General features: G+C 70.6%; 14 protein-coding genes. 8 read left to right on the top strand and 6 right to left on the bottom strand.

Annotation, left to right across the window (positions count from 1 at the left end; genetic code table 11):
* Positions 1–205 precede the first annotated feature (205 nt).
* The gene (locus tag AB0P41_RS27625; RefSeq protein WP_365934715.1) at positions 206–1636 is read right to left on the bottom strand and encodes an endo-1,4-beta-xylanase; all 1431 of its coding nucleotides are present in this window, start codon (positions 1634–1636) and stop codon (positions 206–208) included.
* Between the two features lie 600 nt (positions 1637–2236).
* On the opposite strand from AB0P41_RS27625, the gene AB0P41_RS27620 reads away from it, so the two are divergent.
* From AB0P41_RS27620 to AB0P41_RS27605, 4 genes are all read left to right on the top strand, one after another.
* Positions 2237–3703: a non-reducing end alpha-L-arabinofuranosidase family hydrolase gene (locus AB0P41_RS27620; protein WP_365934713.1), complete on the top strand. Its 1467-nt coding sequence runs from the start codon at positions 2237–2239 to the stop codon at positions 3701–3703.
* Positions 3704–3960: 257 nt separating this feature from the next.
* On the top strand, positions 3961–5433 hold the full coding sequence (locus tag AB0P41_RS27615; protein WP_365934711.1) for a hypothetical protein: 1473 nt from the start codon (positions 3961–3963) through the stop codon (positions 5431–5433).
* Between the two features lie 104 nt (positions 5434–5537).
* Positions 5538–6866 (top strand): MoxR family ATPase, encoded by a 1329-nt coding sequence (locus tag AB0P41_RS27610; RefSeq protein WP_365934708.1) that lies wholly within the window; start codon positions 5538–5540, stop codon positions 6864–6866.
* Positions 6863–8140, top strand: coding sequence for a VWA-like domain-containing protein (locus tag AB0P41_RS27605; RefSeq protein WP_365934706.1), 1278 nt, complete (start codon positions 6863–6865; stop codon positions 8138–8140). Before AB0P41_RS27610 ends, AB0P41_RS27605 begins: the two co-directional genes overlap by 4 nt.
* Before the next feature lie 704 nt (positions 8141–8844).
* Here AB0P41_RS27605 and AB0P41_RS27600 read toward each other — a convergent pair.
* The gene (locus AB0P41_RS27600) at positions 8845–9786 is read right to left on the bottom strand and encodes an SDR family oxidoreductase (RefSeq protein WP_365934703.1); all 942 of its coding nucleotides are present in this window, start codon (positions 9784–9786) and stop codon (positions 8845–8847) included.
* A 441-nt stretch (positions 9787–10227) separates the two neighbouring features.
* On the opposite strand from AB0P41_RS27600, the gene AB0P41_RS27595 reads away from it, so the two are divergent.
* The 3 genes from AB0P41_RS27595 (at position 10228) to glpK (ending at position 13498) form a co-directional block, all read left to right on the top strand.
* A complete protein-coding gene (locus AB0P41_RS27595; RefSeq protein ID WP_365934701.1) occupies positions 10228–10887 on the top strand; it encodes a TetR/AcrR family transcriptional regulator in 660 nt (219 codons plus the stop codon).
* 220 nt (positions 10888–11107) lie between these two features.
* Entirely contained in the window at positions 11108–11956 is an 849-nt protein-coding gene (locus tag AB0P41_RS27590; protein ID WP_365934699.1) for an MIP/aquaporin family protein, read from the top strand.
* Positions 11957–11980: 24 nt separating this feature from the next.
* The gene (glpK, locus tag AB0P41_RS27585) at positions 11981–13498 is read left to right on the top strand and encodes a glycerol kinase GlpK (protein ID WP_356710413.1); all 1518 of its coding nucleotides are present in this window, start codon (positions 11981–11983) and stop codon (positions 13496–13498) included.
* Here the strand turns inward: glpK and AB0P41_RS27580 are convergent.
* Complete coding sequence (locus AB0P41_RS27580; protein ID WP_356710411.1) at positions 13441–14010, bottom strand: ATP-binding protein; 570 nt, start codon at positions 14008–14010, stop codon at positions 13441–13443. The two genes, glpK and AB0P41_RS27580, sit on opposite strands and share 58 nt — an antisense overlap.
* Positions 14011–14246: 236 nt before the next feature.
* The gene (locus AB0P41_RS27575; RefSeq protein ID WP_365934697.1) at positions 14247–14963 is read right to left on the bottom strand and encodes a type 1 glutamine amidotransferase domain-containing protein; all 717 of its coding nucleotides are present in this window, start codon (positions 14961–14963) and stop codon (positions 14247–14249) included.
* A 437-nt stretch (positions 14964–15400) separates the two neighbouring features.
* Here AB0P41_RS27575 and AB0P41_RS27570 point away from each other — a divergent pair, with 437 nt between their 5' ends.
* A complete protein-coding gene (locus AB0P41_RS27570) occupies positions 15401–15709 on the top strand; it encodes a hypothetical protein (RefSeq protein ID WP_365934695.1) in 309 nt (102 codons plus the stop codon).
* A 149-nt stretch (positions 15710–15858) separates the two neighbouring features.
* Here the strand turns inward: AB0P41_RS27570 and AB0P41_RS27565 are convergent, their stop codons facing one another.
* Positions 15859–17631, bottom strand: a complete 1773-nt coding sequence (locus AB0P41_RS27565; protein WP_365934694.1) for an ABC transporter ATP-binding protein — start codon at positions 17629–17631, stop codon at positions 15859–15861.
* The gene (locus tag AB0P41_RS27560; protein WP_356710403.1) at positions 17628–19475 is read right to left on the bottom strand and encodes an ABC transporter ATP-binding protein; all 1848 of its coding nucleotides are present in this window, start codon (positions 19473–19475) and stop codon (positions 17628–17630) included. Before AB0P41_RS27560 ends, AB0P41_RS27565 begins: the two co-directional genes overlap by 4 nt.
* Between the last annotated feature and the right edge of the window lie 54 nt (positions 19476–19529).

Genomic DNA, 19529 nt, shown 5'->3' with positions numbered 1-19529 from the left:
GCCTTGCTGCCGGCGCGGCTGATCAGCCGTACGCGGCCCACGTCGGGTTCCGCCGGGCGGGCCCGCTGCTCGGCCCCGCAGCGGTCCCCGGCGTCCGGCGCAGCTCCGCCGGACGCCGGGGACCGGACGCGGCCGCCGCCGCGGATTCACCGCGGCGAGCCCGACGATCGCGGGGCTCGCCGCCACCTTGGCGGAGCAGGATGCATCAGGTCAGGGTCCAGCGTTGGTTGCCGCCGTTCGAGCAGGAGTAGAGCTGGACCGAGGATCCGTTGCCGGAGCCGGCGGCGTCGAGGCAGAGTCCGGACTGGACACCGACGATGGAGCCGTCGGAGTTGAGGCGCCACTTCTGGTTGTCGCCGCCCCAGCAGCTGTAGATCTGGACCTTGGCCCCGTTGCCGGTGCCGGCGGCATCCAGGCACTTGTTGCCGTAGACCCGCAGCTCACCGGCGGCGGTCTGCTCCCACTGCTGGTTGCTCGCCGTGTGGCAGTCGTACAGCTGGACCGCGGTGCCGTCTGCGGTGGAGGCGTTGGGGACGTCCACACAGCGGCCCGAGGCGGCGCCCTTGAGCTGGCCGCCGTCACCCTCTTCGGGGGGCGTGGTCGAGCCGCCGTTGAGCGCGTTCAGGACCGCGGTGTAGGCCGACTTCTTGTTGCCGTTGTTGTCGAACAGCAGCGGCGTCTGGTCCGCTCGCCAGGAATCGCTGTCGCGCACACCCCAGACGGTGATGCCGAGGCAGCGCTCGACGGCCAGGCAGTCGTTGACCACGTTGGCGTACGTGGTGGCCGAGGCACCCTGGATGTCCAGTTCGGTGACGGCCACGTCGACGCCGAGGGCGGCGAAGTTCTGCAGGGTGGTGCGGAAGTTGCTGTTGTAGGGGCTGCCGCTGTTGAAGTGCGACTGGAAGCCGACGCAGTCGATCGGCACGCCGCGCTGCTTGAAGTCCCGCACCATGGCGTACATGGCCTGGGTCTTGGCCCAGGTCCAGTCCTCGACGTTGTAGTCGTTGTAGCAGAGCTTGGCGGCCGGATCGGCGGCGCGCGCGGCGCGGAAGGCGACCTCGATCCAGTCGTTGCCGCTGCGCTGGAGGTTCGAGTCGCGCCGCGCTCCTGAACTGCCGTCGGCGAATGCCTCGTTCACGACGTCCCACTGGGTGATCTTGCCCTTGTAGTGGCCCATCACGCCGTTGATGTGGTCGGTCATCGCCTGGCGCAGACTGCTGCCGCTGAGGCTCTGCATCCAGCCGGGCTGCTGGGAGTGCCAGGCCAGGGTGTGACCGCGAACCTCCTTGCCGTTCTGCACCGCCCAGTTGTAGACACGGTCGGCAGAGGTGAAGTTGAACTGGCCCCGCTGCGGTTCGGTGGCGTCGATCTTCATCTCGTTCTCGGCCGTCACCGAGTTGAACTCACGGCCCGCGATCGTCGTGTACGCCCCGTCGCCGAGCTTGCCGGAGGCGATGGCGGTGCCGAAATAGCGGCCGCTCTGCGCTGCCGCGGCGCCAAGCGTCGTCTCGGCCGCGTGTGCGTTCGGCGGTGCGGCCAGGGTGCCGGCCGCGCCGAGGGCGCCGACGACCAGAGCCATCAGCAGGCCGCGGGATCTCCGGCGCATACCGGGTCGGGGAAGGGCGAACGAGCCCATGACTGTGCCTCCAAGGTAGAAATCACGGTTGGACTGAAGTGCGGGGCGGTACGTCGTCCGCTCCCTCTCGGACGGACGGGGCGTGCCGGGGCCTCACCGGAGCGAAGAAGTGGCGGTACGGGTGCTCAGGTGCGCGGATCGGTCGTGCGGCTGTGCGTGGATCGCTGTGCGACGCAGATCGCCCGGAGCCGATGTCGTACGGGATCTCGGGCAATGGCCGGTGCCTCAGACAGGGATGCTGGGGTGTTGACGATGGATCGTCAACACCCTTCGCAGAAAAAGTTTCCGTCTAACGATCGAAACTTTCAGAGCTCTCGGTGAGCTGGACCTCGAACCTCCGGCGCCATTGCCGACGGATGCCTGAGCACCAAGGCCAGGGGATTCCCGGTCGACGCGGCAGCTTGTCACGCCTACTGGAGCGGCTCTGTTTACGGACAGATCAGCGCCAGGCCTTGACCCGAGGGCCTTGCATTCCTAACTTGAGGCGTCACAGAATCCGGAAGTTCTTCGAAAGGTTTCGGAATCTTCCGTCCCCTGGCACAGCTGCCACGCGGTTCGCCGGGGTCGCCTCACACCGCCCCCCACCAAGGAGGCCCTCCGATGTGGTTCCGCCACCCTTCCCCGGTCCGGGCACGACGGTTACTCGCCGTCGTCGCGCCCTTGCTGCTTCTGGCCACCTTCCTCGGCGCCCAGCCCGCCGGCGCGGCGACCGTGGACTCCGACGCCTCGTACGTGCTGGTCAACCGCAACAGCGGCAAGGCCCTGGATGTCTACAACATGGCGACCGGTGACGGCGCCCGCATCACCCAGTGGACCAGGAACGACCAGGCGCAGCAGCAGTGGCAGTTCGTCGATTCCGGAGGCGGCTACTACCGCATAAGGTCCCGCCACTCGGGCAAGGTGCTGGACGTCCACAACTGGTCCACCGCGAACGGCGGTTCGATCGTCCAGTGGGCCGATCTCAACGGCACGAACCAGCAGTGGCGACTGGCCGACAGCTCGGACGGCTACGTGAGGCTCATCTCGCGCCACAGCGACAAGGCCCTCGAAGTGCAGGGCGCCTCCACTGCCGACAACTCGAATATCGTCCAGTACGACGACTGGGGTGGCGCCAACCAGCAATGGCAGCTGGTCAAGGTCAGCGGTGACAACTCCGGCCCGTGCGGTCTTCCCTCGGCATACCGCTGGACATCAACGGGTGCGCTGGCGCAGCCCAAGGCGGGCTGGGTCTCGCTCAAGGACTTCACCGTCGCCCCCTACGGCGGCAGGCAACTCGTCTATGCGACGACGCACGACACGGGGACGAGTTGGGGTTCCATGAACTTCAACCTGTTCACCGACTGGCCGGAAATGGCCTCGGCCGGCCAGAACGCGATGTCGAATTCCACGGTCGCGCCCACGCTCTTCCACTTTGCGCCCAAGGACATCTGGGTGCTCGCCTACCAGTGGGGCGGGACGGCCTTCTCCTACCGGACGTCGAGCGACCCCACCGATCCGAATGGCTGGTCAGCCCCGCAGGTGCTCTTCTCCGGAAGCATCCCCGACTCAGGAACGGGGCCCATCGACCAGACGCTCATCGGTGACGGGACGAACATGTACCTGTTCTTCGCCGGTGACAACGGCAGGATCTACCGGGCCGGCATGCCGATCGGGAACTTCCCGGGCAGCTTCGGCTCGACCTCGACAGTGGTCATGAGCGATACGACGAACAACCTGTTCGAAGCCCCGCAGGTCTACAAGCTGCAGGGCCAGAACCGCTACCTCATGATCGTGGAGGCGATCGGCTCACAGGGCCGCTACTTCCGCTCGTTCACGGCCACCAGTCTGAGCGGTTCATGGACACCGCAGGCCGCGACCGAGAGCAATCCCTTCGCCGGCAAGGCCAACAGTGGGGCCACCTGGACCGACGACATCAGCCATGGCGAACTGCTCCGCACCAGCCCCGATCAGACCATGACCGTCGACCCCTGCAATCTGCGGTTGCTCTACCAGGGGCGCAGCCCCGGCTCCGGGGGCGACTACGGCCTCCTGCCCTACCGTCCGGGTCTGCTGACACTGCAGCGCTGACGGCGCGGAACGGGCCCGGTTCCGCTACGGATCCGGCACGGCGGGCTCGGCATTCGGCCGGGCCCGCGTCCCGGCTGCGGGCACCGGCACCTGGAGTGACCGGTCCAAGTCCGCTGCCGGAGCAGCTACTCGGGCACCTTGGGGCAGCGCTGTGCGAAAAGGTGTGGCCCGCCGCGCGGGTCCGGGGTTACGCTCCCGCCGATGACTACTCAATGTGTTCGCAGATTGGGGGTCCCGACCGCGCAAGGTGAGTGCTGATGCTCACCAGGACCGCGTTCGAGGATTCCCGCCTCTCCTTCTGGCTGCGCGTGCGTGAGATCGCCGTGCCGCCCCCCATGATCAGGACAGCGACGGCCCGGCGTACCGCCGGTGACTGGGCGGGGGCGTGTGCCGCCGCCGGATTCGACGTCGACCTGGACCTGCGTACCGCCGGACGCCTGCACGGCAGCGAACTGGCCGTCCGGCTCCGGGCGGACCTGCGTCGGCTCGCACCCGATCTGCTGCGCTGGCACATGCCCAGGACCGCACCTGACGGTTTCCTGCGGCCCGGCACCTCCCTCACGCTCGTCCGGTACGACGATCCGGGCCGCGCCCGTCCGGTCCACCTCGTCGCGCGTACGGCGCCCACGTGGGCGGACGCCGGGCAGCGGATCAGCCTGGCACTGTGGGACGGCCACGCGTCGACCGGGCCAGGCGGCTACCGGCCTCCCGACCGGCGGTTCCGTCTGGATCTGCACCGCCATCTGTGGGACGCGAGCCGTAGCGGTGAACTGCGCGAACGTTCCGTGGCCGGTGGGCCGGCGCCACGTTGGGCCGGGTCCCTGCCGGGTGCGCAGCGGTTCGCGTCCGGCCGGTGGGCAGCCGAGGCGGCCCTGCTGACGGCAGCGGAGGGCTCTCCGGGAGGGGGCCGTGTCGCGGTCCGTCTCGGTGCCCGAAGACGTCTCCTCCTGGACGTCCGCGCCTCCGCGGCGGCCTCGGTCTCGGATTCCGCGGCGGCCTCGGTCTCGGATTCGGTCTCGGATTCGGTCTCGGATTCGCTCTCGGATTCGCTCTCGGGGGGAGGTGGCACGACGCCCGAGGTTCGCTCCGTCGAGTTCGCGCGGGCGGGTGCCTGCGCCGGACATCCGGTCCTGCCCGACGCCGCCACCTGGGTCCTGCCCGACCTCGTACTGCTGCGCGAAGGCTGGATCGCCGCCGAGCGGTTGCATCCGCTGGTGGCGGCGGCCCTGGAGCCCGGAACACCAGGACCCTCCGCCCCCGGCCCCTCCGCGGACGGGGACGGTGACTGCCGGACCACAGCGCGGACGGTGGACTGCCGGGGCGCCCGGCACCGGATCGGCCTGATCGACGGGGTGCTGGTTCCGCTGGACCACGATCCCGCCGAGATCCGGCGGGAGGAACTGCTCGCCGCGCTCACCGGGACGCCCCTCCCCTGCCTCCAGGTCATCGACGTGGCGCATCGCCGGCCGGACTGCCTCACCGAGGTCCGTGACCGGCTCGCCCACGGGGACGCGGCAGGAGCCCTGGCCCGTATCGACAACGTGCTCGGCGCCGGAGCGCATCTGCGGGACGGGGACCTGCGCGACGCCCTGCACGATGCCGCCCGGCAGCGGGTGACCCATGGCTTGTTCAGGGCCGGTCTCACCGGACCCGGCCGGGAACCGCCCGGCCAGAAGCCTTCCCGGCCCACGACCCACCGCTCCCGGCCGCGGCAAGCGGCCTCTCTCTGACCTCCGGCGGCGGTTCCGCAGGACCGCCGCCGCCCCTTCCGTGTCCTCGCGCACCCGCCCCACCGGGCGCCGACCGCCTTCGACGACCCCACAGGTGATGCCTCATGACCACGAACGCTCCGCTCCCCGGATACCCGCTCGCCGAGACCCCTCTTTCCGAGACCCCGCTTTTCGAGACCCTTCGGACGCCGGACCCGTCCCACTCCCTCGCTCCCTCCGCCCCGGCCTCACGCCTCGACCTGTCCGGCGAGCTCCTGGCTCTGCTGCGTGACACGACCACCGCGCCCCGGCCGGATCCGCAGCTGGAGGCGCTCACCCTGGCCGTGTCCGCGGATCTTCCGGTGCTGCTGTGGGGCGAGCCCGGCATCGGCAAGACGGCTGCGCTCACCCAGCTCGCCACCACCCTGGACCTGCCGCTGACCACGGTGATCGCCAGCGTGCACGAGCCCTCGGACTTCTCCGGTCTCCCCGTCATCGGGGACGACCCGGCTGAGAACGGGATCCCGATGGCACCCCCGGACTGGGCGGTGAGCCTCGTGCGAGCGGGCCGCGGCCTGCTGTTCCTCGACGAACTGTCCACCGCACCGCCCGCCGTGCAGGCGGCACTCCTGCGACTCGTACTCGAACGCCGGGTCGGTGCCCTGCGCCTCCCGCCGGGCGTACGGATCGTGGCCGCCGCCAATCCCCGGTCCTCCGCCGCCGACGGCTGGGAGCTGAGCCCGCCGCTCGCCAACCGGTTCGTCCATCTGCAGTGGGTCCACGACACCGACGTGGTGGTGCGGGGACTCGGCGGGGTCTGGCCCCGGGCCACGCTGCCGGTGCTCGACGCCGGCAGACTGACCGAGTCCGTGGCGTTCGCCCGGCGCGCGGTGTGCGGGCTGCTGGGGGCCCGGCCTGCCCTGGTGCACCGGCTGCCCTCGGGTGAGGCCCGGCGCGGCGGAGCGTGGCCGTCACCGCGCAGTTGGGACATGGCGCTGTGCCTGACCGCATTCGCGACCGCCGCCGGTGCTTCGCGCGATGTTCTGTCGATGCTGGTCAGGGGGACGGTGGGGGACGGGCCCGGGCTGGAGTTCCTGGCCTACCTCGACAGGATGGACCTGCCTGACCCGGAGGACCTGCTCGCCGATCCGGGAGGTGCGGAGCTGCCGGAGCGCGGGGACCTGCGACAGGCGACCCTGGACGCGGTGGTCGCCGCGGTCCGCTCGCGCCCGGAGCGGGCCCGGTGGGACGCCGCCTGGGCGCTGCTGGCGAGGGCGGCGGAGACCGGCGTTCCGGACCTGCTGGTCGTTCCGGCGACGACGCTCGCGACCCTGCGCCGGGACGACTGGGACGTGCCGGTGTCGATCGAGGGGCTCGCCGGCGCGGTGTCCGTATCGCAGCGGGCCGACCGGGCGAAGGTCCGTGCCCTCGATGTCGTACGGGCGGGCCGGTGACCGCGCCCGCCCCCGGCGGCCCCGTCGCGCCCGCCCGCGTTCCCGGCAGCGGGCTGGACACCGGGAAGCTCTTCGCGGCCCGTCTTCAGGCAGCACGGGTGCGGCCATACCTGGCGACGGCGCTGTTCGCCCTGCACCCTGTGGAGTCCCGTGATGTTCCGACGATGGCGGTCGATCCGTACTGGCGGTGCTACGTGTCCCCCGCCTTCGTCGACCGCACCCCGGTGGAGGTGCTGGCCGGTGTCTGGGTGCACGAGGTGTCGCACCTGCTGCGTGACCACCACGGGCGCAGCGACCGCTATGCGCACCTTCACCGGCTGAACGGTCCGGCGGAGTGGCTGCGGATGAACATCGCGGCCGACTGCGAGATCAACGACGACATCTTCGGCGAGGGGCTGGTGGGGCCCGAAGGAGCGGTCCGCCCGGGGTCACTCGGGCTGAAGGACGGCGAACTGATGGAGGACTACCTACGCCAGTTCCGGCTCGGGCCGCACACCGCCCACCTGGCGTGGCTGGAGTGCGGCAGCGGCGCTGACGGCCTGCCGCGCCCGTGGGATCAAGGGCCGGACGGGGCCCACGGACTGAGCACGCAGGAACGGGACGCGGTCCGCTTCCGGGTGGCGCAGGGCATCGTCGGCCGTCCGGGGAACGCGCCCGCCGGGTGGCGCCGGTGGGCGGAGGAGGCCTTCCACCCGCCGCAGCCCTGGCGCGAATTGCTCGGGGCGGCTGTACGGTCGGCGGCCTCCGCACCGGGCACGGGCGAGGACTATGTGTACGGCAGGCCGGCGCGCCGTTCGGCGGCGGTCCCGGGTGCGATCCTGCCGAGCCTGCGGCGCAGACCGACGCGGGTCGTCGTCGTGATCGACACCTCGGGCTCGGTCAGTGACGCGGAGCTGGGCAGCGCGCTGCTGGAGGTGGCGGCGATCTCCCGGGCCGTGGGCGGCCGCAGGGACCTCGTCGGTGTGCTGCCGTGCGACGCGGCGGCCGGCCGGGTCCGCCCGTTGTGCGGCGGTACGGAGGGTGTCGAGCTGCTCGGCGGCGGCGGAACCGACCTGCGGGCGGGCTTCGCCCGCGCCCTGGAGTCCCGTCCGCGCCCTGACGTGGTGGTGATGCTGACGGACGGCCAGACCCCCTGGCCGTCCCGGCGCCCGCCGTGCCGGACGGTCGTGGGTCTGTTCGGCCGCGACAGCCGCCGCTCGTCCTACGACGAGTCCGATCCCGAGTACACCCCGGGCGGGCCACCCGCGTGGGCACGGGTGGTGACCATCGGCTGAGGGCGAAGGCCGCGGGGCCGGAGAAGGCGGGGCTGGAGAAGGCCGCTGGGCCGGAGAAAGCCGAGCGTCGGGCGGCCGGTACCGCAGGTAGGCGCTATGAGGGCGGCCGTCGGCGGGACCCGGGCGGAAGGGCGGCACGGGCCGTGGTGGCGACGGCCGCGACCGCCGGCGGGGTCAGCAGGACGCGGAACGTAAAGCCGGCCGGATCTCGGACGAGGACCGGGGTGGGGCCGGCTGCGAACACCGCCGGGAGGAGGGGACCCCGTGGGAACGGCGCGGTCCCTGTCAGCCACGTCCCGAAGAGCGCGACCACGGTGGTGGAAATCAAGGCGGTGGTCTCTCCGCTTTCCACGTCTACGGACTGATCGACATTCCCGGCCGGCTCGAGCAGGGCCGCATGCTCGTGACGCACAACCTCGGGGGTCACCGTGTTCGGGCCCTCGTGCCCACGGAGTACACACACCTCAGGGTGCGGAAGTCGTCCCATGGTTCACCGGTCCCCAGCTGGAAGATCGGGTTCCGCGGCACCGTCGTACTGCCTGGCCCCGGCCTGATCGAGATGGACTGTCCGGTCCGCTGGTCGGCCACCTTCGCCAGGGTGCGACGCCGTAGTGATCTTGGCCCGGCGAATCACCAGTCCGGCGATCGCGCTGACCACACCTGCCCGTCGCGGCGGACGGCCGGGGCTTCGTTCCGGCAGTGACTCAGACGGACGGGATGTGGAAGTAATGGCCCTTGTCGAGATCGTCGATGAGCCCCGGTTGCGTCGGCAGCCACCCCGTCAGCTCGCGTGTCACGGCGCTGGAGGCCGGCTGGTCGGTCGAGAGCACCATGGTGAGCCAGCCGAAGTGCTCGTCGGCCGCCTCCGGCGGGACAGAGGCCACCGGCACGTCCAGGTGCCCGCCGATGACCTCCGCGATGTCGCGGAGAGACACCCCCTCGTCGGCGACGGCGTGCAGCGTCGATGCCGCGGGGGCCTCCTCCAGCGCGAGGCGGAACATGTGCGCGGAGTCCAGGCGGTGGACAGCGGGCCAGCGGTTGCTCCCGTCGCCGTAGTAGCCCGCCAGGCCCTTCTCGCGGGCCGTGCCGACCAGGGTCGCGACGAAGCCCTGGTCACCTTCACCGTGATTGGTCCGCGGCAGGCGCACGACGGACGAGCGTACGCCGCGAGAAGCGAGTGAGAGCACCCACTCGGCAGTGGCCATCCGGGCCGCCGGTCCCGCGAGCACCGGATTGTCGGCGGCGCCCGGCACGATTTCGTGCCCGTCGAGCTCGGTCGCCACCCGCCCGGGTACCGCGGGCGTGCCGGAGGCGAGAACGAACGGCTTGTCAGAACCGGCCAGCGCCTCCCCCATCACCTCGACTGCGCGCCGGTCCCTTTCGGCCGCTCCCTTGAAGTTCCCTCCCAGGAAGGCGACTTCGTGGTCGAACGCGAGGTGGATCACGCCGTCCGCAGCCGCAGACGCGCTGCTCAGGACGTCCAGATCGTCGAGGCTGCCCCGCACCACCGTGACTCCGGCCGCGGTCAGAGCGTCGGCGGATGCCTCCGAGCGGGCGAGTCCCACGACCTGATGCCCTGCTCCGATCAGGTCTGGGACGACGGCGGAGCCGATCCAGCCGGACGCGCCGGTAACGAAAACACGCATGTGAAACGACCTTCTTGTACCGCCGAGCGGTACGAAAACCCTCAGCAATGACAGTGACTGACATCAGCGTAACAGTTGATGTCAGTGCCTGCCATCGTCAGCGTGAGCTCACTCGGCGACAGTCGCCCGCCATCGCGCGAGGCGACGGCGTTCGGGGGCCGCGGCGAGGGTGTACACGCCGCACCCGGCCACGACACTCACCCCCGAGGGGGCCCGCCCTGGATGGAGACGGAAGGAGGCCGCAGGTCCGGAGATCAAGGCCGCCCAGCTCGACGGCGCGAGGCAGGACGATCTCGGCAACGCGGATGCGGATGGCGGCAGTGCTGGTCATCACGAAATCCCCTGACGCTTCACTTGTTCACTTACAATCGTAAAGCTACAGACGTAACCCAATACCCGCAAGAGGCTGCCGCAATAAACTTCACTGTGTAAGGTGACAAGATGGAACGCACCGGAAAAACCACCTCGACACCGGGCCCGGCACGCGCCCGCAACCGTCGCGGGGAGGGCGGTCGCCTGCGCGACGACATCATCACCGCCGCGGTGGAGCTCCTCGACGAGGCCGGCGACGAGCGCGCCATCACCCTGCGGTCGGTCGCACGCAAAGTGGGAATCGCGGCTCCGTCGATCTACCCGCACTTCCCCGACCAGCCGGCCATCATGCTCGCCGTCGTGCGACAGGAGTTCACCGGACTGGAGAACAAGCTGCGCTCCATACTGGGCGAGACCGACGACGACCCACGGCAGCGCCTGTACGCCGTGTGCAACGCCTATCTCGAGTTCGCCCGGCTCCACCCCGAGCGCTACCGCACGATGTTCGGCGGACTCTGGGTTCCGGACCTGGGCGACAGCTCGCTGACCGCGCGGGACCTGGCCACACTCGGCATGGAGACCATGCAGATCCTGGTCGACACCCTCGGCGACTGCGTCGCCGGCGGATACTCCACCAGCACGGACCCCTCCGCCGACGCGGTCGCGCTCTGGCTCGGCCTGCACGGACTCGCACACCAGCGCGCCGTGACCCGCGCCTTCCCCTGGCCGGAGGACATCGAGGACCGCATCATCACCACACTCGCGCACCTGGACCCCGTCGGCACGTGAGCCTCCCACCGGGAGCAGGGCAGCCCTCTGCTCGCCCCGGCATCCGTCCGGCCTGCCCGGTCACCGCCAGTCCGAGGGCGGCCGTGCCCCCGGCAAGGAAGCGCACAGCCGCCGCAGTCGGTTCTGCTCCCGATATGCACCTTTATGTGAGTCGCCTTAGCCTGCTCTTACTGCCGGGTGATAGTCGACAGCCGGTCCGGCCGGCGGAGGGCGAGCTTCCATGGCTGAGCGCCGTACGGGGTCCGGTTTGCTGGGCGAGTTGTCGGCCGAGTTCGCGGGCACGATGATCCTCATTCTCTTCGGGTGCGGCGTGGTGGCCCAGGTGGCGGCAGGCGGGGCCCTGACCGATCCCCCTGGCGGCCTCGGGGACCACGACAGCATCGCCTGGGCCTGGGGCCTGGGCGTCACCCTGGGCGTCTACGTGGCGGCGCGGCTGAGCGGTGCCCATCTCAATCCCGCGGTGACCCTCTCGCTCGCCGCCTTCAAGGACTTCCCCTGGAGCAAGGTCGTTCCGTACGCGCTCGCCCAGACGGCCGGAGCGTTCGTGGCCGCCCTCCTCGTGCGCTGGAACTACAGCGAGGCGCTGGCGAAGGCCGACCCCGGACACACCGTCAAGACGCAGACGGTCTTCTCCACACTCCCGGCGAACGGCAACGCCGCTCTGCCGGTTCACGAATGGGGCGCCTTCCGCGACCAGGTCATCGGCACCGCCATCCTGCTGCTGCTGATCATGGCCATCACCGACATGCTGAACACGCCGCCGGGGGCGAATCTGGCCCCGTTCGTCATCGGCCTGGTCGTCGTCGCAATCGGCATGGCGTTCGGTACCAACGCGGGTTACGCGATCAACCCGGCCCGTGACTTCGGCCCCCGGCTGGCGAGCTTCATCACCGGGTACGGCGGAGCGTGGCGGGACCAGTACGGAAATCTGTACTTCTGGGTCCCCATCCTGGGCCCCCTGGTCGGCGGACTGCTCGGCGCGGGTCTGTACAAGGGGTTGATCAGCAGGTTCCTGCCTTCCGCGGAACCCGAGCCGACGGGGCGGGTCCCGGCGAGCGAGGACCGCTGACAGCGGTTCGAGAGGCGGTACATCATGGCGGACTTCATCGGCGCGGTGGACCAGGGGACCACCAGCACCCGATTCATGATCTTCGACCACGGCGGCAACGAGGTCGCCAAGCACCAGCTGGAGCACGCCCAGATCCTCCCCCGCTCCGGCTGGGTGGAACACGACCCGGTGGAGATCTGGGAGCGCACCAACTCGGTGATGCAGAACGCCCTGCGCTACGGCGGTCTGGCTTCCCAGGACCTGGCGGCGATCGGGATCACCAACCAGCGTGAGACCACGGTGGTCTGGGACCCGCGCAACGGGCGGCCCTACTACAACGCGATCGTCTGGCAGGACACCCGGACCGACGCCATCGCGGCGAACCTCGAACGCACGGGCCAGGGCGAGGTCATCCGCCGCAAGGCCGGGCTGCCACCGGCCACCTACTTCTCCGCCGGCAAGATCCAGTGGATCCTGGAGAACGTCGACGGCGTACGGGAAGCGGCGGAGGCGGGCCACGCCGTCTTCGGCAACACGGACGCCTGGGTCCTGTGGAACCTGACGGGCGGCCCCGACGGCGGCATCCACGCCACCGACGTGACCAACGCGAGCCGCACCATGCTGATGGACCTGGAGACCCTCGACTGGGACGACGAACTGCTGGGCTTCTTCGGCATCCCCCGGGCGATGCTGCCCACGATCAACCCGTCGTCGCACCCCGAAGCCTTCGGCGCGACTCGCACCTCCCGGCCGCTGCGCGCCGCCGTCCCCATCGGCGGAGTCCTCGGCGACCAGCAGGCGGCGACGGTAGGGCAGGTCTGCTTCTCACCCGGCGAGGCCAAGAACACGTACGGTACGGGCAACTTCCTCGTGCTGAACACCGGCACGGAGCTGGTCCGCTCCCAGCACGGTCTCCTCACCACCGTGGCCTACCAGTTCGGCGAGGACCCGGTGGTCTACGCGCTGGAAGGATCCATCGCGGTGACCGGCTCAGCGGTGCAGTGGCTGCGCGACCAGATGAAGATCATCAAGACCGCGGCCGAGAGCGAGGATCTCGCCCGTACGGTCGACGACAACGGCGGCGTGTACTTCGTCCCCGCGTTCTCGGGCCTGTTCGCCCCCTACTGGCGCTCCGACGCCCGGGGAGCGATCGTCGGTCTGGCCAGGTACAACGACAACGCACACCTGGCACGAGCCACCCTGGAAGCCATCTGCTACCAGAGCCGCGATGTGGTCGAGGCCATGGAACAGGACTCAGGCGTCCACCTCGACGTGCTCAGGGTCGACGGCGGTGTCACCGCCAACAACCTCTGCATGCAGATCCAGGCTGACGTCCTCGGCGTCCCCGTAAGCCGTCCCGCCGTCGCGGAGACGACCGCGCTCGGCGCCGCCTACGCGGCAGGACTGGCAACGGGCTTCTGGCGGGACACCGACGAACTGCGCACCCACTGGCACGAGTCGGAGCGGTGGGAACCCAAGTGGTCCGACGACCAGCGCACAAACGGCTACGCGGGCTGGAAGATGGCCGTGGAACGCACTCTCGACTGGGTGAAGGTCCCCTGATGACCGGGCCCGCCGACGGGACGGGCCCGGTCAGGGCCCTCTTCCTCACGCCTCCGGGCCGTCGATGAGCTGCTCCTTCCAGATGGTCTTGCCGGAGGCGGTGTACCGGCTGCCCCAGCGGTGTGTGAGCTGGGCGACGAGGAACAGCCCTCGTCGGTGAGTGCCCTGCGCAGGTGGGGCTGCGTCTGGCTGGTGTCGGACACCTCGCAGATCAGCCGTCGGTCCTTGATGAGCCGGAGCAGCACCGGCCCGCCGGCGTAGCGTATGGCGTTGGTGACCAGTTCACTGACGATCAGTTCAGTGGTGAACCCGAGCTCGTCGAGTCCCCACCGGGTCAACTGGCCGGCCGTCTCGGCCCGGACATCCGCGACCCGTTCCAGGACCGCGGGATACTCCCAAGCGGCCACCGCCCCTCCGGCCGGAACCCGTACGCGTGCCACCGGCAGTGCCGCGTCGTCGTCAGGCGGCTCGCCGATGAGGGGAGCGAGGAGGGCCTGCCCCAGGTCCTGCACCGGGACCGCGTGACTCCCGCCGGCCGTCGATCACTCCCGGGCTGCGGTCACACCGGCTGCGTCCCCTGCGCATCGGCATCTCTCCCGGGACCGTGCGCGCCCCCTGCCGGCTCCCCGGTCATTGTTCCGCAGCCCCCGCGTGTCCGCCTTCCGGCCGGGCACACCCGTGATGACGCGCACCGCCCCCCGCCAGCCACGCGCGCCGGAGGGCGGCACATCACTTCGCTGCCCGGACCCTACGGCGTCACCGGCGCGGGGCCGTCGAGCTGCTTGAGCAACTCGACGGCGAGCGGACCGGACGAGGCGGGGTTCTGACCGGTGACGACGTTGCGGTCGACCTGGACGTGCGGCGCCCACGGCTCACCCACCTCGACCTTCAGACCGGCTTCGGTGAGCCGGTCCTGCAGCAGCCACCTCGCTGTGTCGGCGTTTCCGGCCAGCCGCTCCTCGGTGTTGCTGAAGGCGGTGATCCGGTAACCGGCGTAGGCGTTCGTCCCGTCCTCCTTGACCGCGGCCAGCAGCGCGGCCGGGCCGTGGCACACGACGCCGACCGGAATCCCTGACTCCACTGCCTGGGTGAGAACGCGGCCGGAGTCGGCGTCGACCGCCAGATCCTCCATCGGGCCCTGCCCGCCGGGCACGTACACCGCGTCGAAGTCCTCCGCCCGCACGCCGGAGAGCGCCAGCGGGCTACTGAACTCCGCAGCGCCTTCCAGTACGGCCCGGACCGCGGCGGCGTTCTCGTCACCGCCGTCGGCCCCGGCGCTGAGACTGGCCGGGTCCACCGGTGGCACCACTCCGCCCGGAGTGGCCACGGTGATCTCGTGGCCCGCGGCCTTGAACGCCTCGTACGGGATGACGGCCTCGTCGGCCCAGAAACCGGTGCGCTTCGTGCCACCGTCGGCCAGCGTCCGCCGGTCTGCACCGGTCATCACAAAAAGAATCTTCGCCATGAGCTCTCCTGGAGTGTGCGCGCGTGGTCGCCTCCCGCGACGGAGGCCGTCGCCGGGCTGCACCGTGGCGACTCCCACGACGTTAGCCCCGTACGCCCTGGGAGTACCGGCACTGTTACCGATCCGGGCTGTCGGAACTCCTCATGGCCACCCTGCGGGCGTGTGCCTCCCTCGGCCTGGCCGGCTCCACCGACGGGGAGCGGTTCACCAGCACGCCTCTGCTCGACACCTTGCGCTCCGACCTCCCGGGTCTCTGGGGGGCCTGGCGCTGTGGGGTGGAGCCGAGTCGCGCCGGCTGCCGTGGGGTCGCCTGTCGCACCCGATTCGCACCGGCAGCCCTCAGGCGGAAGCCGCCCTCGGCGCACCCAACTTCGACTGGCTTGCCGCCGCACCCGGAGAAGCCGAGGTCTTCACCAACGCCATGACGGCCATGCCCCGTGGCCTGGCGCACACACTGGCGGACGTCGGACGAACCGTCTTCGACGCCGTGGTCGATCACCCAGAACGTCCCGGAATGCGGTCTCGGCCAGGCGAAGAAATTCCAGTATGCACTGCAGGACTTCACCGAGGACTTCGTAAAGCACGGAGCGTGCTTCTCCGAGGGCGAGGACCCCGCCGCGGGCGAGAAGGAGATCACCGCGCTGATCAAGAGCCTGGACACGACGTCCCTGCCCACGGATTCCGGGCGCCCCCTCACTCAGAGCCTCGCGTGCAACGGGATCGCAGCCACCCTGAGCGACCGTTGAGGCCTTCGGACAGGAACTGCAGTACGCTGCCGTCCCGCTCGGCGGCCGTGGACAGCCCGTCCCCCTCAGTACCATCCAGCCCATCTCCTCGTCGTAGACCCGGCCGCCCACGTACGACAGGGGTCGAGTGCGAAACGCGCCTCGGGTGGTCAGACGAAGTATCTGGCCTGTAGGCGGCACAGCTCGGCGTAGGTGCCGTCGGCCTGGATCAGGTTGTCGTGGGTGCCCATCTCGGCGACCCGGCCGTGGTCCAGGACGACGATGAGGTCGGCCGCGCGGGCGGTGGTGAAGCGGTGGGTGACCAGTACGGTCACCCCGCCGTCCAGGCGGTTGAGCTCGGCGTACTGCTGGAACAGCCACTCCTCGGCCCGGGCGTCGAGACTGGCGGAGGGCTCGTCGAGGATGCGCAGGAGCGGCGTCCGCCGCATCGCGGCCCGGGCGTTGGCGAGTGTCTGCCACTGGCCGCCCGACAGGCCCTTGCCGTCCCAGGAGGTGCGTCCGAGCCGGGTGTCCAGGCCGTCGGGAAGCCCGGAGAGAAGCCTGTCGCCGCCTGCGGTCCGCAGCGCTTCGAGGATGCGTTCCGGGTCGTCGCGGTGGCCGAGGAGACCCAGTCCGATGGTGTCCTGGAGAGACATCTCGATCGGGACCGGGTCCTGGAAGGCCACGGTGGTCCGGGCCCGCCACTCCTCCGGCGAGAGCTGGGCGAGGTCGGTGCCGTCCACCAGGACGCGCCCCGCGTCGGGGCGGTAGAAGCCGGTGAGCATGGTGACGAAGGTGGATTTTCCGGCGCCGTTCTCGCCGACCAGGGCGACCACCGCACCGGCCGGGAGGTGGAGGTCGACGGCGTCCAGCGAGGGTTGCTCCCGGTTCCAGTACCGGAAGGTGAGGCCCTCCAGGGTGATCCCGTCGCGCAGTGCGTCCGGCACCGGCGCCGGGGTGGCTGGCACGACGGCCGCCCGCTCCGCGTCAGCGTCCTCGACGACGTCGAGGAAGACCCGGGTCGCCCGCAGCGACTCCAGGGTCCAGAAGCTCAGGTTCAGCAGGCCCTGCACCTGTCCGGTGATCTGGCTGCTGACTGCGACGGCCGTGATGACCAGGCCGAGTGAGGCCTGGCCGGACAGGGCGGCCCGCACCATCAGGACGATCGCGCCCGCGTAGGCCAGCACGAAGAGCAGCCACGCCAGGGCGACCCGCACCCGGGCCCGTCCGTCGGTTCCGGCGATGTCGCGGCCAGCAGCGTCCCACTGCGCGCGGTGCCTGCGCCGCAGTTCGCCCGCCAGTCCGAACAGACGGGTCTCCCGGCCGGGTGCGGCGGTGGTGGCGAGCGTGAAAAGGTGCCCGGCCAGCCGGGTGCTGGGCGTGGTGCGCTCTTCGGCATCGCCGCGTCGCTTGTCCGCGGCCTTGGTGGCCAGCACGGTGGGGATGGCGAAGAGTGGCAGCGCCGCGAGGACCGGGACGACCGACGCCATCAGCACCGCCGAGACGATCAGCGCCAGCGCTGCTCCGGTCAGCCACAGCAGCCGGTCGAAGGCCGGTCCGATCTGGCCGCGGGTGGCACGGGCCGTGGCCGCCTTGTCGGAACGGCTCGGACGCTCGTGGACCTCCAGGGTCGGCGTCGTGCCGACCACGTCGATGAACCGCAGCTCGATCCGGTTCTGGATCTCCTCCTGCAGCCGCAGCCGGGTGAAGTACCCGGCGATGAACGTGCCCTGGGTGAGCATCACGAATACCGCCGCGGACAGCGTCAGGGCGATCAGGCCGTCCGTCGAGTGGCGGGTCGCCACCTCACTGAAGAGGCCGAGCAGCACGGCCAGGCCCACCCCGGTGGCCGGTTCCAGCAGGGCCACCGCCACCACCAGCAGGGACCGGACACGGTCCGTGCGTGGTCCGATCGCCAGGACGAACCGCAGCGCGCCGATCACGACGCCACCTCCTCAAAACGCTTGGCCTGCAGGCGGAACAGCTCGGCATACCGGCCGTCGGCGGCCAGCAGGTCCTCATGTGTGCCGTCTTCGATGACCTGGCCGCCGTCGAGCACGACGACCCGCTCCGCCTTGCGCACGGTGGCAAAGCGGTGCGAGATGGCGATGGTGGTGGCCCCCGCGGTGAGCTCGTGGAACGTGTCGTAGAGCTGGGCCTCCGCGCGGGGGTCCAGACTGGAGGCCGGCTCGTCCATGATCAGCAGTTGTGCGCCATGGCGCAGGCCGAACAGTGCTCGGGCGATAGCGATGCGCTGCCATTCGCCGCCCGACGCGTCGACCCCGCCCGCGTAACCGCTGGACATCACCGTGTCCCAGCCGTCGGGCAGCCGCTCGATGAAGTCCAGCAGCCCGGCCTGTCGTGCCACGGCACGCAGTCCGTCCTCGTCGTCCGCGTGGAGCAGCGAGCCGAACGCGATGTTGTCGCGCACGGTCAGCTCGTAACGTCCGAAGTCCTGGAACACCGCGACGACTTGACGCTGCCAGCCGCGCCGACCCACGTCGTCGACCCGCACCCCGCCGATGTTCAGCGAGCCCCCGCTCGGAGCGTCCAGTCCGGCGACGAGGCGGGCCAGTGTGGTCTTGCCGGCGCCGTTGAGGCCGACGACGGCGAGCGACTGACCGGCGGGGACGGTGAGGTCGATGCCGTGCAGCACCTCGCCCGCGCCGCCACCGTAGGAGAACCGCAGACCCTCGCAGGCTATGGTGCCGGAGGACACCTGCTCGGCCGACGACGGCGCCAGCGGCTCCGCGGTCGGTTCCACAGCGGGGAAGGACAGCGCCTCGCCGGCGGCCTTCCCTCCGAAGCCCATGCGGAGGTCGTCGTCGTCCGCCCGGAGCACCTGCATCAGCGCCCGCACGGCCAGGCCGCCGATCGCCAGATCACCCACGGTCGTCCCGTCGGCGCGGGTCGCGGCCCGGTACGCCAGGTAGCAGAAGACCGAGGCGACGGCAGCGCCGGTGAGCAGCACGACCACCACCACGAACAGGTCGTGCTCGCGCCGGCGCCGCCAGACCTCCGCCATGTTCGTACGCCACTCCGCCTCGTACGCCTCGCGGAAGAAGCCGGCCAGGCCGAACAGCCGCACCTCCCGGGCCGCTCCGGGCGTGATGGGCACATCCCGCAGATAGGACGTACGGCGCAGCTCCGTCGTCTGGTTCACCGTCTCGACAACGGCTTTGCGGTAGTTCCGGACCAGCCGGGAGTGGAGCAGCGTGAACACGACGAAGACGATCGGCCCCAGCCACCAGGCGACCCCGGTGAGCAGCGCCGCGGAACCGATCGCGGTCACCCACAGCGTGGACCTGGTGGAGTACCCGAAGACGGCCTCCCCGGGGGGCATGTCGATGGTCCCGGCGCCCCGGGCCCGGCTGATCCGGCCGAGGTAGGCGGAGTCCTCCAGATGGCCGACGGTCGTCGGCTCCGAGGCCGCCCCCATCACCCGCTCGCCCAGCCGCCCGGTGACCCGGCGGCCGAGCGCCCGGCCCAGCGCGCTGCGTGCCGACTCGGCGAGGTGGGTGACGAGGAACAGCAGGACGATGCCCCCGACCCAGCGGAAGCACTCGTCCGCCACCGGCCCGCTCGTGCCCTTGCCGACCGCCGAGGTGAGACCGTCCACGAGTTCACCGATCGCGATGGTGATGCCGACCGGCGCGGCGCCTGCCAGCACGGCCGTGAGCGCGGTCAGGGTGCTCACCACCGGGGCCTCCACGAAGGAGTACCGGACGAGAGCGGGCATCACCCACTGCTTCGCCGGGGCCGCGGAATGGCCCGTATCCGTAGTCATGTCTTCCCCTGGGTGCTCGACATCGCTCTTTCTCGTGCTCGGTCAGTGCTTCTG

Source organism: Streptomyces sp. NPDC079167, assembly GCF_040686735.1.
GTDB lineage: Bacteria > Actinomycetota > Actinomycetes > Streptomycetales > Streptomycetaceae > Streptomyces.
Note: the sequence above shows the minus strand (reverse complement) of the source record. Positions and strands in the feature narration are given on the sequence as shown.